The following is a 13,969-nucleotide window of genomic DNA, read 5'->3' as shown; positions in this document are numbered from 1 at the left end:
CACCAGGTAGCAGCGGCCGCTCCACCCGGTCTCCGAGAGCTCGGTCGCCGGTCGCACCAGCGCCTCGAGGGCCGCGGAGAGGTCGTCGGCGGGGCGCTCCAGCGCCGCCTGGTGCAGACGGTGCTCGCGCTCGGCGAGGAAGTCGGCGTGCTGCTCGAGCACCGCGGCGAGAAGACCCTCGCGCGAGCCGAAGTGGTAGTGGACCGCGCCGCGGTTGCGCTGGCCGGCCTGACGGGTGATGTCGAGCAGGGACGCGTTGGCGACGCCGTGCTCGGCGAACGCCCGCGTGGCCGCGACCAGGAGCCGCTCTCGGGTCTCGGCGCCGCTGGACGCGGGGCCACCGCCGGAGGTGTCGGGAGAGGGGGGTGCGGTCATGGCGGGCTCCTGTCAGATCCGGGGGACGACGCGGCTGAGGAGGTCGCCCATGCGCGAGGCGGCCGCGCGACCGGCCTCGATCACCTCGGAGTGGTCCAGCGGCTGGTCGCTGATGCCGGCCGCCAGGTTGGTGACCAGGCTGATGCCCAGCACCTCCATGCCCGCCTCTCGGGCGGCGATGGCCTCGAGCGTGGTCGACATGCCCACCAGGGTTCCCCCGATCGCGCGGACCATCCCGATCTCGGCCGGCGTCTCGTAGTGCGGTCCAGGGAACTGCACGTAGACCCCCTCGTCGAGCGACGGGTCGACCTCGCGGCAGAGGGCGCGCAGGCGGCTCGAGTACAGGTCGGTCAGGTCGACGAAGTTCGCGCCCTCGATGGGGGAGGTGGCCGTCAGGTTGATGTGGTCGCTGATCAGCACGGGGGTGCCGGGGGTCCAGCGCGGGTCGAGCCCGCCGCAGCCGTTGGTGAGCACGACCGTGCGCACGCCCGCGGCCGCTGCGGTGCGGACGCCGTGCACGACGGCGGCCACGCCCTTGCCCTCGTAGAAGTGGGTCCGGCCCAGGAACACCAGGGCGCGACGCTCGCCCACCTGCACCGAGCGGACGGTCCCGCCGTGGCCCGCGACCGCCGGGGCGCTGAAGCCGGGCAGGTCCGCGAGCGCGATCTCGTGGTCGGGGGTGCCGAGCGCGTCGGCGGCGGGCAGCCAGCCCGAGCCCATGACGAGGGCGACGTCGTGGGCCGCCCCTCCGGTGCGTTCGGCCAGGGCATCCGCGGCGGCGCGGGCGAGGTCTGCGGTGGTCACCGTCCCACCCTACGAGACGTCGCGGTCGGGGCATCCGCGGCCGGCCGCGCACCGGACGCCCGGCGTTCCAGGCGCGAGCGACGTCCGCGCCGCAAAAAACTGATGACTACCAGGGTCTAGTCCCAAAGGACTAGTTCGGTGTAGTCTCCTGCTACCAGGACGACCACGGAAGGAACCACGGTGTCGACGAACCGCACGCGCTCCATGATCGCCTCAGCCGGTGCCGCCGCCCTGTTCACGATGGCTCCGGCCGCCGCGAACGCGACCGTCCAGGGAATCCAGCCGCTCGGCCAGGGCATCCAGCCCCTGGGTGAGGGCATCCAGCCGCTCGACGACACCGCCGGCATCCAGCCGCTGGTCGCGGGACTGGTGCCCGACGCCGGCTGACACGACGTCCGACCTGTCGGGGGACGGGTCGGCGGTGGAGCATCTCGGGGGGATGGTCCATCACACACGACGAGACCCTGGCCGTTCGGGGGGATGGCCAGGGTCTCGTCGCGTGCGGGTCAGTTGAACTCGGCCGGGTCCGGGCCGGTGCGCTCGTCGCGGTTGATCGCGCTGATGCGCTGCAGCTCCTCGTCGGAGAGCGTGAGCTCGGTGGCGGCGAAGTTCTCGGCGATGCGCGACGGCGTCACCGACTTCGGGAAGACCACGTTGTCGAGGGCGAGGTGCCACGCCAGCACGACCTGGCCCGGCGTCGCGTCGTGCGTCTGCGCGATCTCCACGACCGCGGACTCGTCGAGCACCCCGCCCTGGGCCAGCGGGCTCCACGCCTCGGTCACGATGTCGTGCTCGGCGTGGTAGGCGCGCAGCACGTCCTGCGTGAGGGCCGGGTGCAGCTCGATCTGGTTGACCACCGGGGTGGTGAGTCCCTCGTCGGCGAGGCGCTGCAGGTCCTGCACGCGGAAGTTCGAGACGCCGATCGAGTGCACGCGCCCGTCGGCCTTGAGCTGCTCGAAGGCCTTCCACGTGTCGACGTAGGTGTCGTGCGCGGGCGTCGGCCAGTGGATCAGGTAGAGGTCGAGCGTGTCGATGCCGAGGCGGCCCATGCTGGCGTCGAAGGCGCGCAGCGTGGACTCGTGACCCTGGTCCTCGTTCCACAGCTTCGTGGTCACGTAGACCTCGTCGGCGAGGCCCGTGGCCTTCAGGGCGGCGCCGACGCCCTCCTCGTTGCCGTAGATCCGGGCGGTGTCGATGTGGCGGTAGCCGACCTCGAGCGCCTGCTCGACGGCCGCCTGGGTGTCGGCGGGGTCGATCTGGAACACGCCGAAACCGACCTGCGGGATCGTCGTGCCGTCGTTGAGTGCGATGTCGCGTACGGTCATGTCTTCCACCGTAGGGGCCTGCTGGTGATGCGCAGCCCGAGCCGCGACGACGACGACGGCGCCCGCCCCGACGTGGTCGGGGCGGGCGCCGTGTGCTCGCGCGGGGCGTGGGGTCAGCGGTCGGCCCAGGCCGGGTTCCAGCCGTCGACCTCGTCGGCCTTGCGCTCGGACGGACCGACGTAGATCGACCCTCGGCGAAGTCGAGGACGATGGCCGCCCAGAACTCGACGTTGGTCTCGAGCACGCGGTCGGGGCGACGGGCGCGCAGCTCGGCCAGAGCGGCCTGCTCGAGGGCCTCGGCGACCTCGGCGCGCGGCGCGTTCAGCTCCTTGGCCGTGCGGCGCAGGGTGCGGGCACGGGGGTCCTCGGCGCGGTACACGCGGTGCCCGAAGCCCATGAGGCGCTCGCCGGAGTCGAGGAGCTGCTTGACGTAGCCCTCGGCGTCGCCGGACTTCTCGACCTGCTCGATCATGTGCAGCACGCGCGAGGGCGCGCCGCCGTGCAGCGGTCCCGACATGGCGCCCACCGCGCCCGAGAGCGCGGCGGCGACGTCGGCGCCGGTGGAGGCGATCACGCGTGCGGTGAAGGTGGAGGCGTTCATGCCGTGCTCGGCGGCCGACACGAGGTAGGCGTCGATGGCCTTGGCTGACCTCGCCGCGCCAGCGCATGAGCATGCGCTCGACGATCGTCTCCTGCTCGTCGATGACCGCCTGGGGCACCATCGGCAGGCCGACGCCGCGCGCCGCCTGGGCGACGTACGACAGGATCATGACGGCGGTGCGGGAGAGGTCCTCGCGGACCTGCTCGGGGGTCTGGATGTCGTACAGCTGGCGCAGGCCCCAGGCCGGCGCGGTGAGCGCGATGGCGCTCTGCACGTCGGCGCGGATGTCGCCGGAGTGGACGGGGATGGGGAACGGCTCGGCGGGCGGCAGGCCCGGCTCGTAGTGGCCGTCGACGAGGAGTCCCCAGATCTTCTCGAACGGCACGCGACCGACGAGGTCGTCGATGTCGACGCCGCGGTACCGCAGCGCGGACCCTTCCTTGTCGGGCTCGGCGATCTCGCTCTCGAACGCGACGACTCCCTCGAGCCCGTGGTGCACCTGTACGTCATCAGCCATGTCTGCATTCTGCCCTGAGCCATGAGCACCCGGCACGGCGAGTCCTGCTGGCTGGTCCGGGCGGCGCTAGCGTGAGCCGCATGGAGCGTCCGATCGACCACGACCGTCTGGCGGCGATGCGCAGCGAGTACGAGGAGGGCGGGCTCGACGAGGCGCAGGCGGGCGACGACCCGTTCGACCTGCTGACCCGGTGGCTGCGGGACGCCGTCGACGCGGGCGTGCCGGAGCCGAACGCGATGGCGCTCGGCACCGCCACCCTCGACGGTCGCCCGTCGGTGCGGATCGTCCTCATGAAGGGCCTGGACGAGCGCGGCGTCACGTTCTTCACGCACTACACGTCGCGCAAGGGCAGCGAGCTCGAGGCGAACCCGCGGGCGGCCGCCACCTTGCTGTGGCACCCCGTGCAGCGCCAGGTGCGGTTGGAGGGGTCCGTGCAGCGTCTGCCGGCGGCCGAGAGCGACGCCTACTTCGCGAGCCGACCGCACGGCGCCCAGGTCGGCGCCGTCGGGTCCCACCAGTCCCGACCCGTCACCGACCGGCGTGCCCTCGAGGCCCAGGTCCGGGCCGCGGAGGACGCGGCGGGCGACGGCGAGGTGCCGCGACCGTCGACCTGGGGCGGCTACCTCCTGGTTCCGGAGACCATCGAGTTCTGGCACGGTCGACGCAACCGCGTGCACGACCGGCTGCTGTACCGCCGCGACGTGGGGGGATGGGAACGCGTGCGGCTCCAGCCGTAGTGATCGGGACGACGCACAGCCGTCAGAGGTAGAGCGCCGCCGCGGCGAGGGCGGGCAGCAGGCCGAGCAGGGTCCACGGCGACACGGGGGAGAGGCGGTGGACGAGGCGCCCGGCGGACACCGCGGCCATGCCGAGGGCCGCCATCACGCCGACGAGCACCAGCGCCGCGTCGTGCCGCTCGTCGGCGAGCATTGCGACCGCGGCGGTGAGGGCACCGAGCGGGAAGCACGAGACGGCGAGCACCAGCAGGCTGATGATCCACTGCTGCACCTTCTGCGTCGACATCGGTGCGCGGGCCATGAGGGCATCCTGCCAACCGGCAGGTCCGGGGCATGCGTCAGGATCGTTGCGTGAGTCGACTGTCCGGGGTGCTGACCGACGTGCGCCCGCTGCGGGCCTCCCCGGCGTACCGACGGCTCTGGATCGGCCAGACCGTGTCGGCCTTCGGCCAGCAGATGACGATCGTCGCGATCGCCTTCGAGGTCTACTCGCTCACCCGCTCGTCGTTCTCCGTCGGTCTGATCGGGCTCGCCGGGCTGCTGCCCCTGGTGCTCGGCGGTCTCTACGGCGGCGCGCTCTCCGACGCCTTCGACCGACGCCGGGTGGCGCTGTTCTCGGCGCTCGGGCTGTGGCTGTGCTCGATGGCGCTGGTGGCGCACAGCCTCGCCGGCATCGACTCCGTGGGATTCCTCTACGGGCTGGTGGCCGTGCAGTCGGCGCTGTTCGCGGTGAACCAGCCCGCCCGCTCGGCGATGCTGCCGCGACTGCTCCCGGCCGAGCTGCTGCCGGCGGCGAACGCGCTGGGCATGGCGGCCACGAACCTCTCCTTCACGGCCGGCCCGCTGCTCGGCGGCGTCCTCATCGCGTGGAAGGGCGTCGACGCCGCCTACGTGGTCGACGTCGTGCTGTTCGTCGCCGCGCTGTACTCGTTGTCGCGGCTCCCGGCCATGCCCCCGACGTCGCAGCAGGGCTCGCCCGGCCTGCGGTCGGTGGTCGAGGGGCTGCGCTTCCTCGGCACCGCGCCGAACGTGCGCATGACGTTCGTCGTCGACCTGTTCGCCATGGTGCTGGCGCAGCCGAGGGCGCTGTTCCCGGCGCTCGCCGTCACCGTGTTCGCCACGGGGCCGGAGACCTTGGGGCTGCTGCAGGCGGCGCCTGGGATCGGTGCCGTGGCCGCGTTCCTCGTCTCCGGCTGGGTCAGCCGGGTCCATCGCCACGGCGTGGCCGTCGTCGCGGCGGTGTGCGTGTACGGCACGGTCGTGGCCCTGGCCGGCGTCTCGGTGTTCTCCGGCGCCTCGCTGCTGTGGCTGTGCGTGCTGATGCTGGCCTGCTCCGGTGCGGCCGACATGGTCAGCGCGGCGTACCGGTCGACCATCCTGCAGACCGCCGCCCCCGACGAGATGCGCGGTCGGATGCAGGGGGTGTTCATCGTCGTCGTCGCCGGTGGGCCGCGACTCGGCGACTTCGTGATGGGCTCGCTCGCCGGTCTGGCCGGCGAGGCGTGGGCGATGACCGTCGGCGGAGCGCTCTGCGTGGCCGCGACGGCGTGGTTCGGGCTGCGGTCGCGAGGCTTCCGCGCCTACGACGCGCGCAACCCCACCCCCTGAACAGCGGAGCGGAGGTTCCGTCAGGTGGGCTTGGGGCTGGAGCTACTGGGCTTGACGTACCGGCCCGAGACGACGGACCGGGTTGCAGACGACGAGGAACGACGTGTTCCCTCGATGGAGCGAATCGTTCCCATCGCACGCTCAGTGGTCTTGATCTTCCGGGCCATGTCAGGTTCCTCCGTCGCCAGCGTATCGCGCTCTCACCATGGTGTACCCCGAGCCTCCGACACAAGCCAGGCCCAGCACTGGATCGCCAGGGACGTGGCAGCAACGGCAGAACCGCTCCACCACAGCACGTCTGTGAAGGGCGAGTGCAGGACTCCTACGAGGCTTGCCGCCCCGGCGAGCAGGAGAACGATGCAGACGACCGTCAACAAGCGCAACGGCCACCACAGGTGCGAGAGCACGGCGTTCTCGCTCGGTCGTGAGAGCGCCAGCGAGTACGCCGCAGGAATGATGAGGAGCACGGCACCAGCGCCGTCGCTACTGGTCAGGAGAGCCTCGTGCGCGCCGGGCAGCAGTCGTTCGAGAGCGAAGACCACGGTCGTGAAAGCAGTGGTGAAGAGAGCAACTGACCTCATTCCCCCGCGGGGAACCATGAGGCTCAAGACTGCCTTCTCCTGTGGCGAGACGTCGTAGGACTCGACTGTGTGTCCTATCAACCCGACCTGATCGTCTTCACGGAACGGTGAGTGGCCCGCTCCCATCGGTAGTGACATGTGAGAGATCAGCATCCCCGGTACCGCATGGACCTCCAAGTGGTACGACGCCGCGTCCGAGGCGCCGCCGACGTCCAACTGCAGAGGTACTCGTGTCCCGGTCCAGACGCTCGGCCTCGAGCACGCTGGCACCTTGAACCGTGCCGTCGACGAGGTCGTCCGCAATCTTGGCTGCTTCCGCAGCGGGGCTGTGAACCACGTCGTACAGAGCCTGGAGGATGTCAGGTCCCAGATCATGGCCGAGGTCGACCCTGAAGCGTTCTGCGAGGACCGACCAGGCTACGAAGCCGTCGTCGGTGCGCCCCAGAACAGTCAACGGACGTCCGTCCTGGTCCTGCAGGTCGAAATCTCTGAGCGGTCGCTTCTCCAGCATCGTCAAGGGCACGATGCGCCACGTCGGCTGCTCGGCGTCGCCTCCGACGGTTGCATCTCCGTAGGGCGTGAAGTCCAGCGAGACCCGCCGCCGCCCGAGCTCTCCTTCGAGCAGGCGCAGGCTTTCAACCTTCCTGTGCTTCCAGGAGGACCCGACTGCGAGCGCGGCGGCGACCTTCGACCCGAGCTCGTAGTCGGGCCTTGCCATGTCGGGGAACAAGACATGTGCACTCGCACCTACGGTCATCCGGTCAGCGTCGCAGATCCCGCTGACAACGTGCGGACGCGACCGTTGCGGTCGGAGTTCTGTGCGGTGGGAGAGCTGCTCTCAGGAGAAGCGGGCGAGGTCGATCTCGATCCACACCTGCTCGGCGCGACCGAGCAGCTCGCCGTCGGTGGTGTGCAGGGCGGTGGCGGTGCGGAACTTGCGACCGTCGCGCTCGCGCAGCAGACCGGACGCGACCAGCGGCTCGCCCGCGGCCGGACGGCGCAGCACGTGCGCCGTCATGCGGCCGAGCACCATCGCCTGAGCGGTGAAGTCGGCGGCCCAGCCGCCCGGGCAGTCCAGCGCCGCCCAGGTGGTCGGCACGTCGAGCAGCCCGTCGTCGCCGGCCACGCCCGGGTCGGGCGTCCAGGTGCCTGCGGTGCGCCGGCCGTCGCCCACCGGTCCGGTGAACAGCCGCAGGCCGTCGCCGGCCTCCCGGGCCGTGCCGCAGGTGAAGCACCGGTCGAACGGGTGCAGCGTGAAGCCGGGGTAGGACGCCACGCCGGCCTCGGCCTCCTCGGCCGACGGCGCGGGCAGGGGGTCGTGCTCGAACGCACCGGCCGACGCCTGCCCGATCAGCGCCCCGCCCGCCGTCACGAGCCGGACCTCGTCGGGGTGCTCCTCCCACGTGAGCGGCACCTCGAGCGGCGGGGGCTGGCGCAGCGTGGCCGTCACGACCTCGTCGCCGTGCCGCTGGGTCTGCTCGTGGGCGAGCAGCCCGCTGACCCACCCTCCGTTGCCGGAGTGCTCGGGGCCGTTGAACCTGCGGGGGATCGTGGTCACTGATCCACCGTAACCAGGCGCGGACCGTCCGCGACGGATCAGGACCGGAGCGCCTCGTACCGACGCAGCGACTCCTGGCGCTCCTCGGCGTGGTCGACGATGGGGGCGGGGTAGTCGGCCGGCGGCTCGTCCAGCCTCCACGGCTCGTGGACGAACTTTCTTGGCACGTCTTGCAGCTCCGGCACCCAGCGTCGGACGTAGGTCCCGTCGGGATCGAACTTCTTGCCCTGCGACGTCGGGTTGAAGATGCGGAAGTACGGCGACGCGTCGGTGCCGCAGCCCGCGACCCACTGCCAGCCGTGCTGGTTCGACGGCGGGTCGGCGTCGACGAGCAGGTCGAGGAAGTGGTCGGCGCCCACGGTCCACTCCAGGTGCAGGTCCTTCACGAGGAAGCTGGCGACGATCATGCGCACCCGGTTGTGCATCCAGCCCTCGGCGAGCAGCTGGCGCATGCCGGCGTCGACGATCGGGAACCCGGTGCGTCCGTCCTTCCACGCCTGCAGGTCCTCGCCCGGCTCGTCGTAGTCCATCGCCTCGAACCGCTTGTCGTAGTAGCCGGCGAGCGTGTCGGGTCGGTGGTGCACGACGTCGGCGTAGAACTCGCGGAACGCGAGCTCGCGCGCATACGCCTCCGCCCCCTTGCTGCCTCGCTCGGCGAGGTCGGCGAGCATCGTGCGCGGGTGGATCGTCCCCCACTTCAGGTGCACCGACATGCGCGACGTCGCGTCGCGCCCGGGCAGGTCGCGCAGGTCGTCGTACTCGTCGACCTGGTCGAGGTACTCGCGCCAGCGACGCCGGGCGGCGTCCTCGCCCAGCGGCGGGAGCGCGACGCCGTCGGGCGGGTCGACGTCGGGGATCTGCTTGGTGCGCACGTCGGCGCGGATCCACGGCACCGACCGCACGCCGGGAGCGGGCGCGCGCCACCCGTGCTGCCGCCAGGCGCGGTAGAACGGCGTGAAGACGCGGTACGGGCTGCCGTCGTCCTTCGTGACCCGCCCCGGCGCGACGGCGTACGACGAGCCCGTGCGCACGAGGGCGACGTCGTCGTCGGCGAGCGCCTTCTCGACCCGGTCGTCACGGTCCTTCTCGTACGGGCCGTAGTCGGCGGCCACGTGCACGCTCGTCGCCCCGACCGCCCGGGCGACGCGGGGCACCGCCTCCCACGGCTTGCCGTGCACGACCGTGAGCCCGCCGACGCGCTCGTCGAGGTCGCGCAGGAGCGCCATGAGGTAGGCCAGGCGGGTCCGACCGTTCGGTCCCCAGTAGTGGTCGTCGAGCACGAACATCGGCACGACCCCGTCCGGGCCCGCCTCGATCGCCTCGCGGAGCGCGGGGTTGTCGTTCAGCCGGAAGTCGGAGCGGAAGCAGATCACGGAGGTCGACACGGTTCTCATCCTCACGCGTGCACGGGCTGTCTGCACGCCATGGAACAATGGGCGCGTGAGCGAGCTGATCGACACCACCGAGATGTACCTGCGCACCGTCTTCGAGCTGGAGGAGGAGGGCATCGTCCCCCTGCGCGCGCGCATCGCCGAGCGTCTGCACCAGAGCGGCCCGACGGTCAGCCAGACCGTCGCCCGCATGGAGCGCGACGGCCTGCTCACCGTCGAGGGCGACCGTCACCTCGAGCTGTCCGACAAGGGCCGCGCCCTCGCCACCCGCGTCATGCGCAAGCACCGCCTCGCGGAGCGTCTGCTCACCGACATCATCGGTCTGGAGATCGAGTTCGTGCACGAGGAGGCGTGCCGCTGGGAGCACGTCATGTCCGAGCAGGTCGAGCGCCGCCTGGTCGAGCTGCTCGAGCACCCCACGGAGTCGCCGTACGGCAACCCAATCCCGGGCCTGGACGAGCTCGGCGAGACCGTCGACCCCTCCCTGTTCCTGCACGGCGTGGAGCCGCTCACCCGTGCGGTCCGCGGTGGCGACGAGCCGGTCCGCCGGATCGTGCGTCGCATCGCCGAGGAGCTGCAGAAGGACACCGAGGTCATGTCGGTGCTGCGCCGGGTCGGCGCGCTGCCCGGCAACGACGTCCTCGTCTCGCGCGGTCACGACGGCGTCGTCGTCGCCCGCCAGGGCGAGACCGCCGAGGTCGACGCCGACGCCGCGGTGCACATCTTCGTCAGCGAGTAGCCGCCCCGGGCCTGGCCCGCACGGTCAAGCCCTACGACGACGCGACGCTCAGGCGTTCGCGCGCCGCAAGGCCTCCTCGACACCGGTCGGGCCGCCCTCGGGCGGGCCCACGAGCGTCTCGAGGTCGCGCTCGGTGCACACCATGTCGAGGCTGAGGCTGTGCACGAGGGCCGCGTTCAGCGAGCTCGACCCGGGCGCGAGCGTGCCGACGACCAGGCTGAACGTGTGCGGCAGCAGCACGGGGAACAGCAGCGTCGGAGGACGACGACGGCCCGACGCGTGCGCGTGCGCCTCCAGCAGCTCCCGGTAGCTCATGACGTCGGGACCACCCACGTCGAAGCCTCGGTTCACGTCGTCGTCGAGGTCGGTGACGGCGACGAGGTAGTGCAGCAGGTCGTCGAGCGCGACCGGCTGCATGTGCCGGCGCAGCCACGTCGGCCCGACCACCACGGGCAGCAGCCGGGTCGCGACCTCCATGAGGTCGAACGACGCCGACCCGCGTCCGATGACCATGCCCGCGCGCAGGACGACGGCGGGCACCGCGCCGGCGAGGAGGATCTGCGCGACCTCGTCGCGCGACGCGAGGTGCTCGGTCGGCTCGCTGCCGGCCGGCGGGCGCAGGCCGCCCAGGTAGACGATGCGACGCACGCCGGCCCGCTCGGCCGCGGCGGCGAACGTCTGCGCCATCTCGCGGTCGGCGGCCGCGTAGTCGTCGCCGTCGGACATCGCGTGCAGGAGGTAGTGGGCCACGGCCACGCCGTCGAGCGCCCGCTCCAGCGACGCCGCGTCGGTCGCGTCGCCGCGCACGACCTCGACGTGCTCGACCCACCCGGCGTCGGGCAGCCGGGCCGGGTCGCGCACGAGCACGCGCACCTCGCGGCCGAGCTCGACGAGTCGCGCGGCCAGGTGGGCGCCGACGAAGCCGGTGACCCCGGTGACGAGCACCGGCGCCATGCTCAGGCCTTCTTCGGGGGCAGGGGGATGAAGCCGCTCGTGCGACGCACGTAGTCGTCGTAGCCGGGCTTGCTCTTGCGCATGCCCTTCTCGTTGTTCGCGGCCCCGGTGACCTTGGTGAGGAAGATCGTCATGGCGATCGGGCTGACGACGGTGGCGACACCGGCCCACGACGACGCGGCGACCAGCCAGATGCCGGCCCACACGCAGGCGTCACCGAAGTAGTTCGGGTGCCGGGTGTAGCGCCACAGGCCCTGGTCCATGATCTTCCCCTTGTTGTCGGGGTCCTTCTTGAACTGGGCGAGCTGCCAGTCGCCGACGGCCTCGAAGAACAGGCCGACCGCCCACACGACGACGCCGAGCCACCCGAGCCAGCCGACGACGCCGAGGTTGTTCATGCCGACCATGACCGGGGTGGCGACGAGGAACATCGCGATGCCCTGCGGCAGGAACACCCGGGTGAGCGCGACCTGCGCGAACGAGCGGCCGTCGGCCTCGGCCAGCTCGGCGTAGCGCGGGTCCTCGTCCTTGCCGCTGTTGCGGTGGTACAGGTGCGCGGCGAGGCGCAGGCCCCACAGCGTCACGAGGACCAGCAGGAGGAGCTGCGGCGCGGGCATGCCGTCGCCGGCGTTCGTCACGAAGACGGACACGACGGCGACGAGCACGAACCCGAGGGGCCAGGCGGTGTCGACGACGGTGAGCTTCTGCACGCGCACGGAGATGGCCATGCAGGCGCCCATGAAGACGACGACGGTCGCCAACCCGATCGCGAGCGTGAGCAGGCTGTGCGAGCCGTCGTTGGCGATCATGCGAGCCACTCCAGCGGGGTCAGCGGCATGTCGGAGCGTCCGGCCGGCGACGGCTTGACGGCGAGGATCTGGTCGACACCCATGCGGTTCTCCTCGAACGCGAGCGACCCGCCCGCCAGGTAGAGACGCCACACGCGGGCGGTCTCCTCGCCGACGAGCGCGACCGCGGTGCCCCAGTTCTCCTCGAGGTTGCGGGCCCAGCCGGCGACCGTCATCGGGTAGTGCTCGCGCATCGCCTGCACGTCGCGGATCTCCAGGCCGGCCCCGGCGATCAGGCCGATGGTCTTGGCGATCGGCTTCATGTGCATGTCGGGGGCGATGTAGGTCTCGATGAACGGGCCGCCGCCGGGACGGTCGCCGACCTGGTCGTTGCTGCGCGACATCTGCTGGATCAGCACGCGGCCGCCGGGACGCAGGTAGCGGTGGATCGACTCGGTGAACACGACGTACTCCTCGTCGCCGACGTGCTCGCCCATCTCGATCGAGGCGATCGCGTCGATGGTGCCGTCGGCCACGCCCGCCCCCGCGAGGTCGCGGAAGTGGCGCAGGCTCACCTCGACGCGACCCTGCAGCCCGCGCTCTGCGGCGCGCTTCATGACGAAGTCGCGCTGCTCGTGCGACAGGGTGACGCCGGTGACGTGGACGCCGTAGTGCTCGGCGGCGTGCAGGCTGAGCGAGCCCCAGCCCGAGCCGATGTCGAGCATCCGCATGCCGGGGCGGAGGCCGAGCTTGCGGCACACGAGGTCGAGCTTGGCGGTCTGCGCCTGCTCCAGCGACCAGGTCGGGTCGGCGTGGAAGCCGCTCGAGTAGGCCATCTGCGGGTCGAGGACGAGCTCGTAGAAGTCGTTGGAGAGGTCGTAGTGGTGGCTGATGGCGGCGCGGTCGCGCTCGCGGCTGTGCAGCTCGCCCGTCAGGTTCGACTCGGCGGCGGGTGCCTTCGGACGTCGACCGATCGCGCCGAGCCGCACGGCCAGCCAGGCGCCGCGCAGCGCGTGCCGGGCCTTGATGCGCGGGCGTGCGGCGTTCGCGTCGGCGGCGCGGGCGTCGCGGACGGCCTCCCACATGGTCCGCAGGCCGTCGGCGAGGTCGCCCTCGATGTCGAGGTCGCCCTGCACGTACGCGCGGGCGACGCCCAGCTCGCCGGGGGAGTACAGCACGTGGCGGACCGCGCGCTTGTCGCGCAGCACCAGGACGGGTGCGTCCTCGGGGCCGGCCTCGCTGCCGTCCCACAGCCGCAGTCGGACGGGGAGGGTCATGCCGAGGGCGTCCTCGGCGAGGGAGTGCAGCGCAGCAGCCTTGTTCATGGGGTCAATCCTGGTCCGGTCGGGTCGGCCCCGCCAGCCGGGGTCCGCGAGGGTGGTTCGACGCCGTCGGCGTCGGGGATCGGTGGGCGTCGGGTGCCGCGGCTGGGGCCGTGCGGCATCCTGAGCGCATGGAAGGTCGGGCCCGCGATCAGGGCGTGGTGGAGAGGGTCGTCACGGAGGTGCTCGGCTGGGCGGTCGTCGTCATCGGCATCATCCTCTGGCCGTTGCCGGGTCCTGGTCTGCTCATCATCCTCGCGGGCATCACGATCCTGGCACGGCAGCACGCGTGGGCGCGGCGGGTGCTGGACCCCTTGCGCGAGAAGGCGGTGGAGGCGGCCCGGTTCGGCGTGGCCACCTGGCCGCGCATCGTCCTGAGCGCGCTCGGCGGCGTCTGGCTCGCCGTGCTCGGTGTCGTGTGGTGGGTGAGCCCGACGATCCCGGAGTTCGAGGTGCTGGGCGTCGGCTTCGGGCCCCAGCTGCCCGCGGCGGGCTGGGCCACGGGTCTCGGGCTGGTCGCGTCGGCCTTCGCGGCGTGGGGTCTGCTCGTGTACAGCGTGCTGAGGTGGCGGGAGCGGTAGTCTCCGGCGCGTGACCTCACGCACGCGCAGCGTCCGGACGACCGCCCTGGTGGCGGTCCTCGCGGTCCTGGCGGGCACGGCCTTCGTG

At 71.9% G+C, this 13,969-nt stretch carries 16 protein-coding genes and 1 pseudogene; 6 read left to right on the top strand and 11 right to left on the bottom strand.

Going from position 1 to position 13,969, the window contains the following annotated elements; genetic code table 11:
- On the bottom strand, positions 1-375 hold a 375-nt coding region (locus tag A6Q79_RS13405; RefSeq protein ID WP_317698604.1), incomplete at its 3' end, for a TetR family transcriptional regulator.
- A 12-nt stretch (positions 376-387) separates the two neighbouring features.
- The gene (locus A6Q79_RS13400) at positions 388-1,179 is read right to left on the bottom strand and encodes a purine-nucleoside phosphorylase (protein ID WP_317698603.1); all 792 of its coding nucleotides are present in this window, start codon (positions 1,177-1,179) and stop codon (positions 388-390) included.
- Between the two features lie 180 nt (positions 1,180-1,359).
- On the opposite strand from A6Q79_RS13400, the gene A6Q79_RS13395 reads away from it, so the two are divergent.
- Positions 1,360-1,566, top strand: a complete 207-nt coding sequence (locus tag A6Q79_RS13395; RefSeq protein ID WP_286690124.1) for a hypothetical protein — start codon at positions 1,360-1,362, stop codon at positions 1,564-1,566.
- Between the two features lie 119 nt (positions 1,567-1,685).
- Here A6Q79_RS13395 and A6Q79_RS13390 read toward each other — a convergent pair whose 3' ends face one another.
- A complete protein-coding gene (locus A6Q79_RS13390) occupies positions 1,686-2,504 on the bottom strand; it encodes an aldo/keto reductase (RefSeq protein WP_286690125.1) in 819 nt (272 codons plus the stop codon).
- 27 nt (positions 2,505-2,531) lie between these two features.
- Here A6Q79_RS13390 and A6Q79_RS13385 point away from each other — a divergent pair, with 27 nt between their 5' ends.
- Positions 2,532-2,687, top strand: a complete 156-nt coding sequence (locus tag A6Q79_RS13385) for a hypothetical protein (protein ID WP_317698605.1) — start codon at positions 2,532-2,534, stop codon at positions 2,685-2,687.
- On the opposite strand, the pseudogene A6Q79_RS13380 reads toward A6Q79_RS13385, so the two are convergent.
- Positions 2,618-3,622 (bottom strand): annotated as a pseudogene (locus tag A6Q79_RS13380) (citrate synthase 2). The gene A6Q79_RS13385 and the pseudogene A6Q79_RS13380 sit on opposite strands and share 70 nt — an antisense overlap.
- An 80-nt stretch (positions 3,623-3,702) precedes the next feature.
- Here A6Q79_RS13380 and pdxH point away from each other — a divergent pair.
- Complete coding sequence (pdxH, locus tag A6Q79_RS13375; protein WP_286690126.1) at positions 3,703-4,359, top strand: pyridoxamine 5'-phosphate oxidase; 657 nt, start codon at positions 3,703-3,705, stop codon at positions 4,357-4,359.
- A 22-nt stretch (positions 4,360-4,381) separates the two neighbouring features.
- Here pdxH and A6Q79_RS13370 read toward each other — a convergent pair whose 3' ends face one another.
- Positions 4,382-4,660 (bottom strand): hypothetical protein, encoded by a 279-nt coding sequence (locus A6Q79_RS13370; protein ID WP_253025884.1) that lies wholly within the window; start codon positions 4,658-4,660, stop codon positions 4,382-4,384.
- 50 nt (positions 4,661-4,710) lie between these two features.
- Here A6Q79_RS13370 and A6Q79_RS13365 point away from each other — a divergent pair, with 50 nt between their 5' ends.
- Positions 4,711-5,967: an MFS transporter gene (locus tag A6Q79_RS13365; protein ID WP_286690127.1), complete on the top strand. Its 1,257-nt coding sequence runs from the start codon at positions 4,711-4,713 to the stop codon at positions 5,965-5,967.
- Positions 5,968-6,645: 678 nt separating this feature from the next.
- On the opposite strand, the gene A6Q79_RS13360 is transcribed toward A6Q79_RS13365, so the two are convergent.
- The 3 genes from A6Q79_RS13360 to A6Q79_RS13350 form a co-directional block, all read right to left on the bottom strand.
- Positions 6,646-7,305 carry a hypothetical protein gene (locus tag A6Q79_RS13360; RefSeq protein WP_317698602.1) on the bottom strand — a complete coding sequence of 220 codons (660 nt, stop codon included), beginning with the start codon at positions 7,303-7,305 and terminating at the stop codon, positions 6,646-6,648.
- 81 nt (positions 7,306-7,386) lie between these two features.
- Entirely contained in the window at positions 7,387-8,106 is a 720-nt protein-coding gene (locus A6Q79_RS13355) for a hypothetical protein (protein ID WP_286690129.1), read from the bottom strand.
- 38 nt (positions 8,107-8,144) lie between these two features.
- Positions 8,145-9,500 carry a deoxyribodipyrimidine photo-lyase gene (locus A6Q79_RS13350; protein WP_286690130.1) on the bottom strand — a complete coding sequence of 452 codons (1,356 nt, stop codon included), beginning with the start codon at positions 9,498-9,500 and terminating at the stop codon, positions 8,145-8,147.
- Between the two features lie 46 nt (positions 9,501-9,546).
- On the opposite strand from A6Q79_RS13350, the gene A6Q79_RS13345 reads away from it, so the two are divergent.
- On the top strand, positions 9,547-10,236 hold the full coding sequence (locus A6Q79_RS13345) for a metal-dependent transcriptional regulator (protein ID WP_067859227.1): 690 nt from the start codon (positions 9,547-9,549) through the stop codon (positions 10,234-10,236).
- A gap of 48 nt (positions 10,237-10,284) precedes the next feature.
- Here the strand turns inward: A6Q79_RS13345 and A6Q79_RS13340 are convergent, their stop codons facing one another.
- The 3 genes from A6Q79_RS13340 to A6Q79_RS13330 are packed head-to-tail and all read right to left on the bottom strand — an operon-like array spanning position 10,285 to position 13,303.
- Positions 10,285-11,190: an NAD(P)H-binding protein gene (locus A6Q79_RS13340; protein ID WP_286690131.1), complete on the bottom strand. Its 906-nt coding sequence runs from the start codon at positions 11,188-11,190 to the stop codon at positions 10,285-10,287.
- Positions 11,191-11,192: 2 nt separating this feature from the next.
- Positions 11,193-11,999 (bottom strand): DUF1295 domain-containing protein, encoded by an 807-nt coding sequence (locus A6Q79_RS13335; RefSeq protein ID WP_286690132.1) that lies wholly within the window; start codon positions 11,997-11,999, stop codon positions 11,193-11,195.
- Entirely contained in the window at positions 11,996-13,303 is a 1,308-nt protein-coding gene (locus tag A6Q79_RS13330; protein ID WP_286690133.1) for a cyclopropane-fatty-acyl-phospholipid synthase family protein, read from the bottom strand. Before A6Q79_RS13330 ends, A6Q79_RS13335 begins: the two co-directional genes overlap by 4 nt.
- A gap of 128 nt (positions 13,304-13,431) precedes the next feature.
- On the opposite strand from A6Q79_RS13330, the gene A6Q79_RS13325 reads away from it, so the two are divergent.
- Positions 13,432-13,881 (top strand): PGPGW domain-containing protein, encoded by a 450-nt coding sequence (locus A6Q79_RS13325; protein WP_286690134.1) that lies wholly within the window; start codon positions 13,432-13,434, stop codon positions 13,879-13,881.
- The last annotated feature ends 88 nt before the right edge of the window (positions 13,882-13,969 follow it).

Source organism: Aeromicrobium sp. REDSEA-S32_B7, from assembly GCF_001626145.1.
GTDB classification, from domain to species: Bacteria; Actinomycetota; Actinomycetes; order Propionibacteriales; family Nocardioidaceae; genus Aeromicrobium; species Aeromicrobium erythreum.
The sequence above is the reverse complement of the archived record's forward strand: the minus strand, read 5'-3'. Positions and strand labels throughout refer to the sequence as shown.

Coding starts and splice junctions, on each gene's coding strand:
- A6Q79_RS13390 (WP_286690125.1), bottom strand. CDS start 2,504: ATGACCGTACGCGACATCGCACTCAACGACGGCACGACGATCCCGCAG.
- A6Q79_RS13385 (WP_317698605.1), top strand. CDS start 2,532: ATGCGCAGCCCGAGCCGCGACGACGACGACGGCGCCCGCCCCGACGTG.
- pdxH (WP_286690126.1), top strand. CDS start 3,703: ATGGAGCGTCCGATCGACCACGACCGTCTGGCGGCGATGCGCAGCGAG.
- A6Q79_RS13370 (WP_253025884.1), bottom strand. CDS start 4,660: ATGGCCCGCGCACCGATGTCGACGCAGAAGGTGCAGCAGTGGATCATC.
- A6Q79_RS13360 (WP_317698602.1), bottom strand. CDS start 7,305: ATGACCGTAGGTGCGAGTGCACATGTCTTGTTCCCCGACATGGCAAGG.
- A6Q79_RS13350 (WP_286690130.1), bottom strand. CDS start 9,500: ATGAGAACCGTGTCGACCTCCGTGATCTGCTTCCGCTCCGACTTCCGG.
- A6Q79_RS13340 (WP_286690131.1), bottom strand. CDS start 11,190: ATGGCGCCGGTGCTCGTCACCGGGGTCACCGGCTTCGTCGGCGCCCAC.
- A6Q79_RS13335 (WP_286690132.1), bottom strand. CDS start 11,999: ATGATCGCCAACGACGGCTCGCACAGCCTGCTCACGCTCGCGATCGGG.
- A6Q79_RS13330 (WP_286690133.1), bottom strand. CDS start 13,303: ATGAACAAGGCTGCTGCGCTGCACTCCCTCGCCGAGGACGCCCTCGGC.
- A6Q79_RS13325 (WP_286690134.1), top strand. CDS start 13,432: ATGGAAGGTCGGGCCCGCGATCAGGGCGTGGTGGAGAGGGTCGTCACG.